Source organism: Acinetobacter sp. IK40, from assembly GCF_035615075.1.
Taxonomy (GTDB): domain Bacteria; phylum Pseudomonadota; class Gammaproteobacteria; order Pseudomonadales; family Moraxellaceae; genus Acinetobacter; species Acinetobacter courvalinii.
The window spans coordinates 21745-38870 of sequence record NZ_JANBOE010000015.1 but is presented as its reverse complement, the minus strand read 5'-3'; the positions used below and the strand labels follow the sequence as shown (position 1 = coordinate 38870).

The following is a 17126-nucleotide window of genomic DNA, read 5'->3' as shown; positions in this document are numbered from 1 at the left end:
TTCAAATGGCGATTCAGCGTTTAATTGGTTTTGGGAAAAAAGAAGAGTTTAAGGAAATTTTGGCAATTTTAAGAAAGCAGAATCCTGATAGGATAAGGGTTCTGTGAAATTTGTCGTGTACAGAGATGTTTTTTAAAAAATCAGAGGAAAAGTTCATTGGCAAATTACAAACTCAGACCGTTGTTATCTGCTGGAAAGGATTGGGAATTCCCCCTACTCCAAATGGCATACTACCTGGATCATTACCACGATCAATCATCGGCTTGAGTAACATTTTAAAGGGCCATGTTGGTTCTACAAACAACAGTTGATGAAGCAGGTTCTGGGTGTCTTTATCAAAACCGATTTGATGGATAAGATCTTTCAAAACAGCTTCAAGTGTTTTCCACGCATGTCTTGTGGCCACTCGTACTTTACCAGCGACATTGGAAGTGAAAACTCTTTAATCAGACAGTTTAATAAAGCGTGTGATGCGGCTAAGTCACCAATCAAATTTGATCTAGAGGGACTACTTAACTGTTTCATACTAACTCCTTATTCTTAAGGCTTTTTATAGTGAATTATTTATTAAAATTTAATGGAATAACCTAAGGTGAGGCTTCTACCCCGACCTGCAAAATACCGTTTAGGCTCATTTAGTGCGCTTTGGGAATAATAAGTAATGTAGTCTTTATCCAATAAGTTTGAGACCGAAACACTGGCAGTACCTTTCGGTAATTGATATGCAACCACACCATCAACCAAGGTATAGCCACCAAAGTTAAGGTTTGGGTCATCAAAATTTCTTTCGAAAGCATGATTAATCTGAAGATATGAACTTAATTTATCTGTCCAGTCGGCCCCCCAGGTTGCAACCAGTCGATTCGGTGCAATGCTTAAACCATCCATACGACTATCTAATGAACCATTTTCATCACTGTCGTATTTACCTTGGGTATATGAGTAAGATAATTTCAAATTATGATTTTTGAGTTGATGACTCACACTGGTATCGACCCCTCTAATTCGTGTTTTTTCACGGGCCATCATGAATGTGCGTGTTTCAGGATCATATTTTGAACGGTCACCAAAATCTGAACTGGATTGAAACAGGCTTAAATCAAAGTTGGTATCTCCAAACTTGACCCGAGTTCCTGTCTCAATATTTTCTGTAAGTATGGGCTCAAGATTGCTTAAATTTTGAATACTTAGCCCAGGTGTATTAATGGCACGCAATGCTCGACCAACATCTGGCATTCCAAATCCTTCACTATAATTTGCGAAGAAAGTCAATTCATCGAGTGGCGAATACACGATTCCAGCATTGAACAAATTCTTGTCGAAATCCAGTTTCCCACCTTGAACAAAGGTATTGTTATAGCGCGCAAGTGTCGTATAACTATCGGTTTCTAATGTTGAAATTTCACGACGTGCACCTGCATGCAGTGATAAGTTATCTAATACTTTTACTTCTGCTTGTAAAAATGGTGAATAGCTTTTATATCGAGACACAGGAACATAGGTTCTATTGGTGCTATAGAGATCCTGCTTACCTTTATCGTAAAGTGTATCGAGGCCAAGCGTCAATTTGAGATGGTCTTGGAATAAATTGTCTTTTATGAGACTGAGTTTGCTTCCAAACTTTGATCCAACGGAACGAGACTGATCATATAAGGTGCCATTGGGCGCAATACTTGGGTCTTGAAATGTAGGAGAGTTATCGGCTCCAAATAAACCTTCAAACTCTTGATTAAAAGCCATAACATTGAGCTTCATTCCAGCCAAATTATTATGTTCATAACTGATACTTGAGGTCCAGACATCATTATGAGGAGCAGTTCCAGGAGGTGTCTGCTCTATAGAGGTTGTTGGTATCCCAGCATTGCGATCTCCTGAAACCGCGGTATAGTTATTTTTCCCCTTGATTTGATAACGATTTACACTCGCTTGCACATGTTGCTCGTCATCTATTTCATAGCCCAATTTAGCAAGTATGTTATACATGCGCGAATCCATTAAGTCGCCTTGGGTATTATCCACGCCGATAGGACGTCCCTTTCCATCAATATATAAACCTTGATCTTCGTAACTCATGGACAGTAAATAGTCGAAATTGTTATCGCGCCCATTCACGCTATAGTCAGTTTTATAATTGAGTGTGTCAGAGCTGAACTGATCTGTTGGCATTGTTGTCTGAACATTCAGTGATTGATTAATCTCGCCATCTTCTGGGCGTTTGGTAATAATATTAATTACCCCGCCTGTTGCACCGATACCATTGGTTGCATTGGCTCCTTGAATCACTTCAATTCGATCTACCATGGAAAAATCAAGCGTATGTACTTCTCTGCCCGTTGGACGCAATGGATTTGATTGCGGTACACCATCAATCATAATCAATGGAGTTCTTCCTCGCAGTGTCTCACCACTACCATTCATTTTGCCGCGACTCGGTGTATATGATGGTAATAAATTACTCAGGACATCTGATGAGTTAGAAGAAATTGCCAACTGTTTTTGTATATCTTCTTTCTTTAGAACAACAATGGTTTCAGATGCTTTTTTTTGCTCTACTTCGGAGCGAGAAGCCGAAATAACAATAGGTTTTAAGGTTTGAACTGAGTCTTTCTCCAATTCTTCATGATTTTCAGCATAGGCATAATGGCTAAAAATTAGAGGTGTCAGTAAAAGTAAAGAGTGTTTTTTGCTTAACGGAAGAGTTAAAGATCGAAAAAAGCGTTTTTCCACAATAATAACCACCAAAAAATTAAAACGATTACAAGTGCTCTAAATTTAAGCCAATGAATTTATAATCAGCAGATTTTTCAATACGGCTGCCTATTCTCCATGAACTGATTATTTATGAGACTTAATTTACGCATTTAAGGATAAAAATATTTTGCGAATGCTAATCACTCTCATTTAAGTTGTCAATTTCGAAAATCTTCATTCTTAATTTTATTGCTGGTTAATTTTTATTATAAAATTTAATAATATTTAATTAGGTAAATTGATATTTTTTTTCAAATTAAATAGTTAACAAAAATATAGATGTAGAAAAGTTAAGATTTTAGCATTAAATTTGCATTGTAAAATAAAGTTAAAATATGTAATAAAAAAATATATAAAATGTCCCATTTTGTTAAAAATTAAAATTTAAAATTACTATAAAAAACATGTACTTAAAAAAACAAAAAACTTAAATTAAAAAAATATAGTTAAATATAAATGCATGAAAACACTTATATTAAATTTTAAAAATAATTATTATCGTAGATCTTTTTACAGAAAGTGCCAAATAAAATTTTTAACTTCAATAAAACCTTTAACAATCATCAAAGTAAAGAAATTACACTATATAGATATAAATTTATTTTATAAATTATTTTTATGTTTTTTATAATTATTTTTAATAAATAAAAGACAATCATAATAAAACTTTATAACCCCATGTCATGAAATAGCTGTGCTAAAGATTTGAATAAATTTTATCTGACATAAACTCATATTTTTAATCATTTAGTTTTTTCTTTTATATATTCGTTTATTTAATGAAAGACTTAACCGAAACATAAAATTGTAAAATTTCAGCTAATCAAATAAATTTTATATCATCCCCCCCTAAGTGCATGAGCTTCACCACTAATTACACCCTTCGTTGAGAACTATCTCTAAAATTACAGTAATATCTCTTCCACTATAAAAAACTATAAAGGTACGGTTTTACCAAATTGTGCATCGCCACTCAAAAACTGTAATGACATACTTGACTTTATTGCGAAATGCATACAAGTTAATTCAAGCTGATAAAGTTCTTGATAAAAATCCATTTGATTGAATAAAAAATTAGAAAATACTGATAGATGAACTAGATTTTTTCTATGAAATTGAACGCGAAAGAATACTAAAATGACTAAGAGAGAAGTATATTTCAGATGATCTAATTGTAAATCTGTGTTTGGGATATAGGTTCTGTGGACAAGCAGTTTCACAACAATGAAGGTCTTATTCGATTAATTTTAATTTTTAAATATATATGATGAGACCGGTGAAAAATTTACGGCGTCAAAATCATTAAGTTAGAAGTTATGGCTGTTTTGAAAGCGAATGGCATACGCTATCGCCCTGCCTATAACACTCGTCATACTTATACGACTGTATGCTTAAAAAATGGACTCAATCCAGTTTGTGTGGCTTCACAGCTGGGGCATAGTTTGGTAATGCTCATGCAGCGTTATGTGAAGTAGATTAATTCAGATAAGAACAAAGAAGAAATTACTAAAATTTCAAAGCGTACCAAAGTTATAAAAAAGAAAAAGGGAATCAAACTATATGTTTGATTCCCTTTTAGATATTTGGCGGAAGCGGTGTCCGTCTAACACCAATCCTAAGAAGTCCAATCCAATATTATAAATTAATATTTTTCAATTAATTACAATTACACCCATCCAACTCAGTCTTGTCTAATCCGACTATTTCCAGTATTTTATGAGGGGTAATTTGAGGGGTAGACAATAACATGCCAAAGAAAGCTAAAGAGCTATCTGCGCTTAGTGTAGCAAAAATTAAAGAGACTGGTCGATATCACGTAGGTGGTGTTGATGGTCTTTGTTTAAACGTCGAAGGAACTTCCCGTGTCTGGATTTTACGTGCGGTGGTGGGAAAACATCTGGATAAAGATGGAAAATTAAAACCTCATCGACGTGATATTGGTATTGGTCCATACCCTGAAGTTTCTTTAGCTGAAGCTCGTGCTAAAGCCACTGAATTAAAATTACAAATACGAAGTGGTATTGATCCAATTGTCCATCAACAGGAACAGCTTGCAAAGCTTCATGTTCAGCAACTACGGAACAAAACATTCATGGAATGTGCAAAAGTTGTTATTGCCAATAAAACCCGTGAACTCAAAAATGAAAAACATATTGGACAATGGTCATCAACACTAGAAACTTATATTTACCCAACTTTGGGCAATCTTACTATTAGTAACATTACCAAAGCCGATATTGCTGAAGTTTTAAGACCTATTTGGGTTGAGAAAAACGAAACAGCCAAACGTATCCGTGGTCGTATAGAAACCATTTTTGATTATGCCAAAGCAATGGGATATTTTGAGGGTGACAACCCTGCCGAATGGAAAGGCAATCTTGAACCTATATTAGGTAATTTAAAGCAGGAATCACGCCCTCACCCATCCCTGCCCTATGAACAGGTTGCTGAGTTTATCCAACACTTAAGACAGAAAAAAGGAATTTCACCAAAAGCTCTGGAATTTGCAATTTTAACCGCCTGTCGCTCTGGTGAGATTTTTGGGGCGAAATGGCAGGAAATTGATTTTAAGAATAAAGTCTGGATTATTCCTAAAGAACGTATGAAAGCAGAAAAGGAACATCATGTGCCTTTGTCGAAAGAAGCGATAAGTTTGCTTGAATCAATTCAAAATCATACTCTAATTCAAGATTTCATCTTCCCTGCGCCACGGAGTGGTGAGATGCTTTCTGATATGTCTTTGACGACCCTAATCAAACGACTGCATGAGCAAAAGCTTAAAGAAAATGGCTTAGGCTATATTGATCCCAAACAAAACCGAGTCATTACAACGCATGGCTTTCGGTCTACTTTCCGTGATTGGTCGGCAGACAAAACAGATTACCGTAGAGAAGTGTGTGAACATGTTCTCGCACACAAACTTCCAGATAAGGTTGAAGCTTCTTATTTACGTGGAGGCTATTTAGAAAAACGTAAAGGCTTAATGGCTGATTGGGCAACATATATCATGCACAAATAGCCTGAAGCCATGTGGTACAGCTCAAAAAAGTACAATCCCAATTACAAAAACACTTAATATAAAAATAAGAGATAAAGGAATTTTATCTCTTATAAATCTGAATTTTAATTGCTCATCCATCCAACTAATTTGATGTTCCCAAAAGAATTTGTAATGAGCATACCAATTACTAAAAAGGATCTGCTTACTTATCCCACACTCGCTTTAAGTAAGCGAATCCGAAATAGAGAAACGCTGGCGTAACACTATAAGTAGCTAAATAAAAAAACAATATAGAAAATCTAACTCCACCCATGAGAGGTGGAGTTAGCTTGATTTATTTCAGTGAATGTATTGATTATTCTTGATTGTCTAAATACTTTTCAGCATCCAATGCTGCCATACAACCCGAACCAGCCGAGGTAATCGCTTGACGATAAATACTGTCTGCCACATCACCCGCAGCAAATACACCCTCGATAGATGTAGCTGTTGCATTACCCGTAGTTCCACTTTGGACTTGGATATAGCCATCACGTAGGTTCAATTGACTTTCAAACATTCCTGTATTGGGTTTATGTCCAATCGCAACAAACAAGCCTTGCACTTGAACATCTTGGATACTTGCATCTTGAGTGGATTTAATACGTACCGCCGTTACACCTGTGTTGTCACCTAAAACCTCATCAACTTGATGGTTCCAAATAATGCTGATTTTGCCCTCTTTTTCTTTGGCAAAAAGATGGTCTTGCAAAATCTTTTCAGAACGCAGACTGTCACGACGGTGTACCAGTGTCACATGTGCAGCGATATTTGACAGATATAAAGCTTCCTCAACCGCAGTGTTACCACCACCAACCACCATGACATTTTGGTTTTTATAGAAGAAACCATCACAGGTTGCACAGGCACTCACACCCTGCCCCATGAAAGCTGCCTCTGACTCAAGACCTAGATATTGAGCCGTTGCACCTGTTGCAATAATCAGTGCATCACAAGTATATTCACCCATGTCACCTTTGAGTACGAATGGGCGAGTTTTGAGATCCACCTCATTGATGTGATCATAGACCATTTCTGTACCAAAGCGTTCTGCATGCGCCTGCATACGCTCCATGAGTACAGGACCAGTTAAGCCCTCAGCATCGCCAACCCAATTATCAACTTCAGTCGTTGTTGTTAATTGCCCGCCTAATTGTAGTCCAGCAATCAATGTTGGTTTGAGGTTGGCACGAGCTGCATATACGGCTGCACTATAACCCGCAGGTCCCGAACCTAAAATAATTAAACGAGAATGTTGATTTTGCATTTAATTTTCTCCAGCATTCTACAAACTTCGCTGATTAACACGTTTTGATAATTCTTCAGCAGATTCTTTACGCTCAGAATAACGATCAGTTAAATACTGACTTTGCCCCCGTGTCAGCAAGGTGAATTTATACAGCTCTTCCATCACATCCACGATACGGTCGTAATACGATGATGCTTTCATTCGCCCATCTTCTTCAAACTCTAAAAATGCTTTTGGAATTGAAGACTGATTCGGAATCGTGATCATCCGCATCCAACGCCCTAAAATACGCATTTGATTGACACTATTGAAAGATTGCGAACCACCACTGACTTGCATTAGTGCCAGTGTTTTTCCTTGAGTGGCACGAATCGCACCACCTGCCAATGGAATCCAATCTATCTGTGACTTAAAGATCGAACTCATTGAACCGTGACGTTCAGGCGAACACCACACCATGCCCTCTGACCATGCCAAAAGCTCATGTAGTTCTTTTGCTTTTGGGTGTTCCATATCCGCATCTTCTGGCAAAGGTAGCCCTTTCGGATGAAAAATTTTAACCTCAGCACCAAACTGTTCCAAGATTCGACCTGCTTCCATCACGGCTAAACGACTATACGAACGCTCACGGTTAGAACCATATAACAACAAAATACGTGGCGCATGATCTAACGATTTAGCTTGAACTTTTTCCAAAGTTGGCTGTTCAAGTAGCTCCATATCAACATTAGGAAGATTCATTACAATTACACCGATTTAAAATACTTTTTTCTGAGCCATAGAGACACACTCACTAAAGCGATCAATACAGGTACTTCAACTAAAGGACCAATCACGGTGGTAAATGCCACAGGTGAAGCCAAACCAAAGGTTGCAATCGCTACAGCCAAAGCCAACTCAAAGTTATTACCAGCAGCCGTGAAAGAAATTGCTGTGGTTTTAGGATAGTCATTGCCCATCCATTTACTCATAAAGAAGCTGATGAAAAACATCACAATAAAATAAATCGTGAGTGGGATTGCGATACGCAGAACATCCAATGGTAAGCTCACTACATCACCACCTTTTAGGCTAAACATTGCCACGATGGTAAAAAGAAGTGCCAATAAACTGAGTGGGCTGATCTTGGGTAAAAAGACATTTTGATACCAATCTAAGCCTTTGGCTTTGACCAAAACCAAACGAGTCAAGAAACCAAGAAGAAATGGAATCCCCAAGTAAACCAACACCGCATGGGTAATCGTCCAGAAATCAACATTGATCACTTGCCCTGCAATACCGAAATAGGGTGGCAAGAATGTGAGGAACAGCCAAGCATAGGTACTAAAAAACAGAATCTGGAAAATACTATTGAATGCCACCAACGCTGCTACATATTGGTTATCACCACAGGCTAAACCATTCCACACCAAGACCATTGCAATACAGCGAGCCAAACCGATCAGGATCAAGCCTGTCATGTACTCTGGATAGCTATGTAAAAAAATAATTGCTAATGCAAACATTAATACAGGCGCAATCACCCAGTTCTGCACCAAAGACAAAGTTAAGGTTTTCTTGTCTTTAAACACTTGTGGCAAAGTAGCATAGTCCACTTTGGCTAAAGGTGGATACATCATCAGAATCAAACCAATCGCAATTGGAATATTGACGGAATCCACACTCATTTTGTCTAAAGTAACGGAAGCTTGCGGAAAGAACACACCTATCGCAATCCCCAATGCCATGGCGATAAAAATCCATAGAGTGAGGTTACGATCTAGAAAAGATAATCTTTGTTGAGCCATGATGTTCTCATTCAATATGCGAAATTTGATTGATTGCTGCAATCAAATCTGGGCGAGACATATGAGTTGTATCTAGTGCCAATAAAGCGTCTAAGCGGCGGTTGATATGATCAACAGTAACTTGGAATGCTTTTAATTTTTCTTCTTTCGGCAAATCTAAATGTGAAGGATCAGCCAAGCCCCAATGTGCCTTAATCGCTCCACCTAAATAAAGTGGACACGCTTCTTGAGCTGCTGAATCGCAAACAGTAATCACGACGTCAGGTTGATATTGTTCGCAGTCATCAATGGTTTTACTCCACAAACCATCTGTTGAGAGACCAAGATTTTCTAAAGTTTCTATAGTCAATGGATGTACTTGCCCTGATGGCTTACTACCTGCACTGTATGCTTTCCATCCTTCAGGCGCACGACTGTTAAAAAGGACTTCTGAGAGGATGCTACGGCAACTATTTCCAGTACACAAAAAAAGAAATTTCATATTCTATTACTCACAATAGCTATTTATTTGGATATTTTGGGAATCTTTATTTACTATGGTTTGACTGCTTACCAAAAGATTCAGAACGTCATGGCACCACATTGGTAATTGCGGATTAATGCTGTAATACACCCATTGGCTTTGTCTCCTGTCCTGTAAGAGACCAGAAGAACGCAATAACGCTAAATGCCTAGAAATCTTTGGCTGACTCAGTTGCAACTTTTCAGTCAAATCACAAACACATAATTCTTTATTCTCAGCGACTAAAGTCACGATATTTAGTCGAGTTTCATCTGATAAGCATTTAAAAAAATTAACTTGGTCCATTCTTAACTCCCATTCACTTATTTGGATATGCGGATAATCACATACAAAAAGTAAAATTTTTAATTCACTCGTTGACCATTTTCATCAATCACTTTTTCACCATCCTCTTTCGTAAAGGCACCCTTCTGAGGTAATGGTAGAATATCTAAGACAACTTCAGAAGGACGGCTTAAGCGAGTGCCTAATTCAGTAACAACAAATGGTCGATTAATCAATATTGGATGATCAAGCATAAAACTAAGTAACTGCTCATCACTCAAATCACTACGATCAAGGTCTAAATCCCGATAAGGATCTACATTCTGGCGAATGGCCTCTCTTACTGTTAATTTTGCATCCTGAATCAATTTAACTAATTCGTCATGACTAGGTGGTGTAATGAGATATTCAATCACAGTTGGCTCAATCCCTGTATTACGGATCAAAGCCAAAGTGTTGCGAGATGTCCCACAAGCTGGGTTGTGATAAATCGTCACAGTTGATGAAGTTGTCATCGAATTGAGCTCTTTTGATAATTTATAATATCTTTATATTCGAATTACCATATATATGCAATACCATATGTTTTGTTTTTTATTAGAGAATAAGGCTCTTTTGAAAAGAACCTCATTACTATCAAAATTCTATCTACTAAATCATCCTATTTTTTTAACTTAGCAGCTACGACTGTGTATGTTTCTCCCTCAGCCTTTAATTCAAAATCAACTTTTTGCCCTACTGCAAGCCCATTCAATAATGCAGGATCAGCAACTTTAAAGCCCATGGTCATCGCAGGCCATTTAATCGCAGGAATTGCCTCATGATCGAGTGTCAAAATATTTTCTTTCGTATCAATAGCCGTAATCACTCCAACTGCTTGAGTTGTCGTTGCTGTAGATGATTCTTTACTCATCTGCTCCATAGGCGCTTCCGCTTTCTTTTGCTCTGACGCCTCATTTTTACTACATGCACTTAACGCAGTAACAGTGGCAACAAGAGCGACAATTTTAATAAATTTAAACATAATAAAACCTCTTTGAACGAAATAAGAAAACTATCAAGATTTTGATAGTTTTCTTTTGATTAAAAGCTGATATGCAGCGGGAATAACAAACATTGATAAAAGTGGAGCTGAAATCATGCCCCCAACCATAGGTAAAGCAATACGACTCATCAATTCAGAGCCCGTTCCAGTTCCTAAAAGGATAGGAATCAAACCCGCCAGAATGACAGCTACAGTCATCGCTTTAGGGCGAACCCGTAGTACTGCCCCTGTACGAAGGGCATCATTGAGTTGCTGCTCAGTTAAAGATGATAAATTTTGTTGAGCATGTTCTATCGCCTGCTTTAAATAAAACAACATGACCACTCCAAACTCTGCGGCAACACCGGCAAGTGCAATAAAGCCTACTGCAATGGCAATTGAGAAATTATAACCACTGAAATACATTGCCCAAATACCACCAATTAAAGCGAATGGTAGAGTCAGCATAATCAGAGCAGCATCTTGTACTTGTCTAAAAATCAGATACAGCAATAGAAAAATGATCATCAAAGTGATTGGTATTACTACCTTTAGGCGAGCATTTGCTCTTTCCATAAATTCAAATTGACCTGAATAACTAATACTCATACCCGCAGAGCGTTTCACTTGTTGGTCAATAGACTGTTTCAAATCCCGAACAACGGAGGCTAAATCACGTCCTTGTACATCAACATAGACCCAACCACTTGGACGAGCATTCTCACTTTTTAACATCGGAGGACCATCTGTGATTTGAATGTTGGCAACACTACTCAAAACAATTTGCTGACCTGATTCAGTCAGAATTGGTAAATTTCTTAATGCCTCAAGTGAATCTCGAATTTCTCGCGGATAACGTACATTAATAGGATACCTTGCTAACCCTTCAACAGTTTCACCAATATTTTCCCCACCAATTGCTGATGACACAATTTGCTGTACATCGGTGATATTGAGACCATAGCGTGCAGCTTCCATTCGATTAATATCGATATCAACATATCGCCCACCAGTGAGTCGTTCAGCTAAAGCTGAGCTAACACCGGGCACTTTTTTGGCAACCTGTTCAATTTGTTGTGCTACCCGATCAATATCTTGCAAATCATTTGCTGAAATCTTGATCCCGATTGGGCTTTTAACCCCGGTCGCCAACATATCAATTCTGTTACGAATAGGCGGCACCCAGATATTTGTTAAACCCGGTACTTGAACAGCTTTATCCAGTTCTTTTATCAACTTATCTGGTGTCATACCTGAACGCCATTCAGATCGTGGTTTAAACTGAATCGTGGTTTCAAACATTTCTAAAGGTGCAGGATCTGTAGCCGACTCTGCTCGCCCAGCTTTACCAAATACAGTGGCAACCTCTGGAACAGTTTTAATCATTCGATCAGTCTGTTGAAGTAATTCAGAAGCTTTTGCTGCGGACAATCCCGGTAAAGCTGAAGGCATATACAGTAAATCACCTTCATCCATATTAGGCAGGAACTCTCCACCTAATTGCGTTAAAGGAAAAAGACTGATAAGAAAAATGAGTAACGCACCTAATAACGTTGTCTTTGGATAAGCTAAGACTTTATCTAACATAGGACGGTATATTTTGATGAGAAAACGGTTTAATGGATTCCGTTGTTCAGATGGTAACTTCCCGTGAATCCAGTATCCCATCAAAACTGGAATCAATGTAATAGATAGCCCCGCAGCAGCAGCCATGGCATAAGTTTTAGTAAATGCCAATGGAGAGAACAATCGTCCTTCTTGTGCTTGCAAAGTAAAAATGGGAATAAAGGATAAAGTAATGATGAGTAAACAGAAAAATAAAGCAGGCCCAACCTCACTGGCAGAACGTGTAATGATGTCCCAACGCTCTTGTATTTCTAAAACTCGATCAGGATGTTCATGTTGCCAAGCTTCGATATGCTTATGTGCATTTTCGACCATAACCACAGATGCATCAACCATAGCACCAATCGCGATTGCAATCCCACCCAATGACATGATATTGGCATTTAGTCCCTGATAATACATCAATAAAAAGGCTGACAAGATTCCCAAAGGCAAAGAAACAATCGCAACCATTGCTGAACGTAAATGCCAGAGGAATAGCCCACAAACCAAAGCCACTACAATAAACTCTTCAATTAATTTATGGCTGAAATTCTCTACCGCCCGATCAATCAATTGACTGCGGTCATACACAGAAACAACTTGTACACCTTTCGGTAGACTTTGTTGTAATTCAGCAAGTTTTTCTTTTACAGCAGTAATGGTTTCACGTGCATTTTTACCAGCACGTAAAATCACAACACCTCCAACAGTTTCCCCTTGTCCATTGAGTTCAGTAATTCCACGACGCATTTCAGGACCGAGTTGAATCGTTGCAACATCTCCAAGAGTGATTGGAACACCTAAATCGTTTGTACGTAACGGAATCTGCCGAAAATCTTCTAATGTTTTTAAATAACCTGAAGCTCTCACCATATATTCAGTTTCAGCCATTTCTAGGACTGAACCGCCAGTTTCCTGATTTGCCTTTTGAATTGCTTCAATTATGCTTCGCTGAGTTATACCGAATGCTGCCATTTTGGTTGGGTCTAAAACAACTTGATATTGTTTAACCATCCCCCCAATTGTGGCGACCTCAGCCACATTTGGTACTGTCTTCAGTTCATACTTCAAAAACCAATCTTGTATGCTTCGCAGTTGTGAGAGATCATGTTGCCCTGTTGGATCAACCAAAGCATATTCGTAGATCCAACCAACACCTGTAGCATCTGGTCCTAATGAAGATTTTGCATTTGCAGGCATTCTTTCTTGTATTTGATTGAGATATTCCAATACACGAGAACGTGCCCAATAAAGATCAGTATGTTCATCAAAAATGACATAAACAAACGAATCACCAAAAAAAGAATAGCCCCGAACAGCTTTAACACCGGGTACTGATAACATGGTCGTTGTTAAAGGATAAGTCACCTGATTTTCAACAATTTGTGGTGCTTGACCGGGAAAATTAGTTCGCACAATCACTTGTACATCAGACAGATCTGGCAAAGCATCAACCGGAGTATTCTTGACAGCCCAAGTTCCCCAAACGGCAAGAACTACAGCAGCTAATAAGACAAATACTCGATTTGTAATTGAAAAACGAATAATACGGGCGATCATAATGGTTCTCCCGTTTAGTTCTGCATAGATGTCATAGACATCTTGGAAATGTCAGAAATAACATAAGCATCCCCAACACGTGTAAAACGAAAACTGACCTGCTCGCCTTGCTGAATTTGGGTAAATGGTTGTACTGGTTGTTTAAAGCTCATGGTCATAGCCCCCCACCCCAATTCAGCAATTGCATGATGTGAAATGGTAATGTCTTGAGCTGTAACTTTTTCCACTTTACCAATGCCTTGGTATATTGATGCCTTAGTCACTTGAGATGATGTAATCGATTGTCCAGTGTTCAGCTTATCCAGTACACCCTGTAAATTGGCCTCAGAATCAATTAGGAATTGTCCCGAAATCACGATTTTCTGACCAGCGTTCAAACCCTGTAGAATTGCTATTTTATTTCCGTCACTCTGTCCTAACTGTACAACAACAGGTTCGAAACGCCCTTTTTCATGTGCGACAATAATAATATTACGAGTACCTGTACGTATAACAGCTTGCTCTGGCACAACTAAACTGCTTTGAGGATTGTTGGAAAATTTGACAGAAGCAAACATTCCGGGCTTGAGTTGCCCCTCTCTATTGGGTAACTCAATACGAACTTTTATGGTTCTGCTTGTAGTATCTAATGTCGGTAAAATATCAATGACTTTGCCAGACACTTTTTGAGGGTACGCAGCAAAAGTTGCTTCGATTTTATCTCCTCGCTTTATCCCAGCAATTTGCGTTTCAGGCACTGCTGCTTCTAACCAAATTGGATTCACGCCTTTAATGGTGGCAAGTGTTTGCCCCATAGCTAAAGCCATTCCACTACGAACTTCTAGTGAGTCAATGAATCCACTCAAAGGAGCACTCAAAGTCATATTAGACTGTACTTGATGTGTCCGTTCGACTTGATGGATCACATTTGGTGGGATTCCCAGAAGCTGTAGGCGTTGTCGACTTGCTTGAATAAGAGAACGGTCTCCTATTTTAAGTACTGCCAAAAACTCAGTCTGTTCCCCAGTCCACTCAGGGATTGAAATATCAGCAATCGGACTCCCTTGAGTCACTATATCCCCGACTGCATGGCCATAAACACGCTGAACAAAACCACTTGCTCGTGTTTGCAGAATTGCTACCTGTCGTTCATTCGCTTGTAATATGCCATTGGTTAACAAGGTATTGCCCATTACAGCCTGTTCGACTGTGGCATAACGAATGGCTAGATTTTGTTGAAGAGCTGGATCAATCTTTACTCCTGCACTTTCAGTTATTCCAGAAGTACTTTCATCCGCATACTTAGGGACTAACTGCATATCCATAAAAGGGGATTTCCCTGGCTTATCAAAATGCTGTTCTGGTTTCATTGGATCGTACCAGTACAACACTTTAGCAGTTGCCTGATCACTTACAGTTTGCTTTTCATCATTTTGATGCGCATACCAATATCCAATCCCACTACCGACTCCCAAGCTGCCCACAATCAAGCCAGCAATTACAAATGCCAATTTATTTTTTAACATTATCTTGACTCCTCAGCATGGTTTAAGGTGGGTTCTACAAAAGAAAAATAGAGCTGGGCTTTGATAATTGCTTGCTGTTGTTGTAAATCGATGAGACGTAATCGCTGATTTAGTAATGCTTGTCGTGTCTCAATGACATCTGACAAATTGGCTTTACCAGCCTGATAACTTGCTAACTGTAAAGTTACTTTTTCTTTAGCCAAAGGAAGTGTACTTTGAACGGTACGTTGGATTTGTCTTTCAAGAGCTTTTAAATCCGATAGCCCCTCATCTAACATGGTGAGATGGTCGCGGTATTTTATCTCCTGATCTGCTGTAATCCGATTTTGTTCAGCTAATGCTGCCTGAATGAGCGGACCACTACGTTTTTTTGAAAATATTGGTAGTTCTGTTGTCAGTTGTACACCAATCATATCTCCAAATTCAGGAGCACGATGCTGATAGGCAAGCTCAATACCCCAATCTGGTTTTTGAAGGGCTTGGGCTTGCTTAAGCTTTGCTTCAACAGTTTGCTTTTCTGCTTGGAATGCTTTTAGTTCAGGGTGTTGATGCAGATGATGATATAAACGTGATGTATCAAAATTAATTATAGGTTCTTGGGTAGGCAAACTTTCTATTTCAGTTGTACCACTAGAATCCTCACTGATTAATCGGTGTAATTCTAGTTTTGCCTTATTTATATCTCGAAGCAAATCATCTTTTTGATCAAGCAAAATAGTTTTGTCCAGCCTAGGGGAAATTGTATTAGCAACCATGGTTCGACCAGACGCAACCTGTGTTTGTGTAATCTGGGATAGCAATCCATTTTCTGAAAGAAGGTCATCATATAACGCCAGTTTACGCTCAAGATAAAAACGTTTAAGCCATGCCGATGCTACTTTTTGACGTAACTCAATTCGCAGAATTTCTGTTTGAGCATTTGCTGAACCCAATTCAGCTTTTGCTAATTCAACTTCAGCTAATCTTTTGGCACGATTTGGAAAATCTTGCATGATGCCAATCTTTTGCATCGTCATCCCCTCTTGTGTGACAGACCATGCAGCATCACCTGATACAGGGTAATTATCGAGACCCACAAATAGTTTAGGATTGGGCAAAATACCTGAAGCTGAAACTATATTCTCAGCACCTTCAATCTGAGCACTATTAGCTCTTAGAGCAGGCGCATATCGCTCAGCAAGCTTCAATGCTGTATCCAAAGTCAGTGGCTGGGCATAAGCATGTCCATAACTCAAGAAAAAACAGATCGTCGCAATCGAGCATCCACCCCATTTTAGGGACAGCTTTCCTTTATTAAAGTTCATATTTTTAGCTCTAAAATGATGTACACGCGCACGTGCAGAACACCCATAGAAAACTCTATGAATGATGAAGAATCATCAAATTAGTTAAAGCGTGGGGGTTTCCATAAATTGGAAAGATCAGATGAGATGAAATTTTGATTTAATGGAGAAAAAGTAGACTGTTCCGCAGGTAAAAAAATCATCGACTGCAAAACATCCAGCGCTGTAGATGTATATGCAATTTTAGAAAATGACATAATACAATCTTGCTTAGACATACATGATGGATCATGTAATTGCTTCTTAATCTTTACCTCAGCTTTCATACAATCCATGTGCATAGCACTTGCTTTTTCATGATCTTCAGAATTCATCATTTGCATGGATTGTGTATCTTGAGATGACATTAAACATGGGCTATGTACAGATGCAGCAGCTGCTGCCGATCCTACAATTAGGATAGCAAAAGATAAAAACAGCGATAAGCATGTCCTTAACAAGTGCATAACATCAAGACCAAAATTTAACCTTT

At 38.5% G+C, this 17126-nt stretch carries 16 protein-coding genes; 2 read left to right on the top strand and 14 right to left on the bottom strand.

All coding sequences use genetic code 11. The annotated features are described in order from the left end of the window. Positions 1 to 172: 172 nt before the first annotated feature. The gene (locus MSG93_RS18780; protein ID WP_324622898.1) at positions 173 to 406 is read right to left on the bottom strand and encodes a hypothetical protein; all 234 of its coding nucleotides are present in this window, start codon (positions 404 to 406) and stop codon (positions 173 to 175) included. 161 nt (positions 407 to 567) lie between these two features. Next, positions 568 to 2727 (bottom strand): TonB-dependent receptor, encoded by a 2160-nt coding sequence (locus MSG93_RS18775; RefSeq protein ID WP_324622897.1) that lies wholly within the window; start codon positions 2725 to 2727, stop codon positions 568 to 570. 1340 nt (positions 2728 to 4067) lie between these two features. Between MSG93_RS18775 and MSG93_RS18770 the strand changes: the two genes are divergently transcribed. Together MSG93_RS18770 and MSG93_RS18765 are read left to right on the top strand one after the other, a co-directional pair. Continuing rightward, a complete protein-coding gene (locus tag MSG93_RS18770) occupies positions 4068 to 4226 on the top strand; it encodes a hypothetical protein (RefSeq protein ID WP_227554496.1) in 159 nt (52 codons plus the stop codon). 272 nt (positions 4227 to 4498) lie between these two features. After that, on the top strand, positions 4499 to 5770 hold the full coding sequence (locus MSG93_RS18765) for a tyrosine-type recombinase/integrase (RefSeq protein WP_004699746.1): 1272 nt from the start codon (positions 4499 to 4501) through the stop codon (positions 5768 to 5770). A gap of 21 nt (positions 5771 to 5791) precedes the next feature. On the opposite strand, the gene MSG93_RS18760 is transcribed toward MSG93_RS18765, so the two are convergent. The 12 genes from MSG93_RS18760 to MSG93_RS18705 all read right to left on the bottom strand — a co-directional run bounded on the left by MSG93_RS18760 (position 5792) and on the right by MSG93_RS18705 (position 17100). Then, positions 5792 to 5950 carry a hypothetical protein gene (locus MSG93_RS18760; protein ID WP_324097330.1) on the bottom strand — a complete coding sequence of 53 codons (159 nt, stop codon included), beginning with the start codon at positions 5948 to 5950 and terminating at the stop codon, positions 5792 to 5794. Positions 5951 to 6107: 157 nt separating this feature from the next. Then, positions 6108 to 7058 carry a thioredoxin-disulfide reductase gene (gene trxB / locus MSG93_RS18755; protein WP_004699744.1) on the bottom strand — a complete coding sequence of 317 codons (951 nt, stop codon included), beginning with the start codon at positions 7056 to 7058 and terminating at the stop codon, positions 6108 to 6110. Positions 7059 to 7076: 18 nt separating this feature from the next. Continuing rightward, entirely contained in the window at positions 7077 to 7781 is a 705-nt protein-coding gene (gene arsH / locus MSG93_RS18750) for an arsenical resistance protein ArsH (RefSeq protein WP_004699742.1), read from the bottom strand. A gap of 5 nt (positions 7782 to 7786) precedes the next feature. Then, the gene (gene arsB, locus MSG93_RS18745; protein WP_004699740.1) at positions 7787 to 8827 is read right to left on the bottom strand and encodes an ACR3 family arsenite efflux transporter; all 1041 of its coding nucleotides are present in this window, start codon (positions 8825 to 8827) and stop codon (positions 7787 to 7789) included. A 7-nt stretch (positions 8828 to 8834) separates the two neighbouring features. Continuing rightward, complete coding sequence (locus MSG93_RS18740; protein ID WP_004699737.1) at positions 8835 to 9308, bottom strand: arsenate reductase ArsC; 474 nt, start codon at positions 9306 to 9308, stop codon at positions 8835 to 8837. Between the two features lie 6 nt (positions 9309 to 9314). Further along, a complete protein-coding gene (locus tag MSG93_RS18735) occupies positions 9315 to 9635 on the bottom strand; it encodes a metalloregulator ArsR/SmtB family transcription factor (protein ID WP_004699734.1) in 321 nt (106 codons plus the stop codon). A 59-nt stretch (positions 9636 to 9694) separates the two neighbouring features. Beyond that, complete coding sequence (arsC, locus tag MSG93_RS18730) at positions 9695 to 10129, bottom strand: arsenate reductase (glutaredoxin) (protein WP_004699732.1); 435 nt, start codon at positions 10127 to 10129, stop codon at positions 9695 to 9697. A 146-nt stretch (positions 10130 to 10275) separates the two neighbouring features. Further along, positions 10276 to 10638, bottom strand: a complete 363-nt coding sequence (locus MSG93_RS18725) for a copper-binding protein (protein WP_004699729.1) — start codon at positions 10636 to 10638, stop codon at positions 10276 to 10278. Positions 10639 to 10671: 33 nt separating this feature from the next. Next, positions 10672 to 13806, bottom strand: a complete 3135-nt coding sequence (locus MSG93_RS18720) for an efflux RND transporter permease subunit (protein ID WP_324622896.1) — start codon at positions 13804 to 13806, stop codon at positions 10672 to 10674. A gap of 14 nt (positions 13807 to 13820) precedes the next feature. Beyond that, positions 13821 to 15311, bottom strand: a complete 1491-nt coding sequence (locus MSG93_RS18715; RefSeq protein ID WP_004699726.1) for an efflux RND transporter periplasmic adaptor subunit — start codon at positions 15309 to 15311, stop codon at positions 13821 to 13823. Beyond that, positions 15311 to 16615 carry a TolC family protein gene (locus tag MSG93_RS18710; RefSeq protein ID WP_004699724.1) on the bottom strand — a complete coding sequence of 435 codons (1305 nt, stop codon included), beginning with the start codon at positions 16613 to 16615 and terminating at the stop codon, positions 15311 to 15313. The genes MSG93_RS18715 and MSG93_RS18710 overlap by 1 nt, the downstream gene beginning before the upstream one ends. An 80-nt stretch (positions 16616 to 16695) precedes the next feature. After that, the gene (locus MSG93_RS18705; RefSeq protein WP_004699723.1) at positions 16696 to 17100 is read right to left on the bottom strand and encodes a hypothetical protein; all 405 of its coding nucleotides are present in this window, start codon (positions 17098 to 17100) and stop codon (positions 16696 to 16698) included. Positions 17101 to 17126 lie beyond the last annotated feature (26 nt).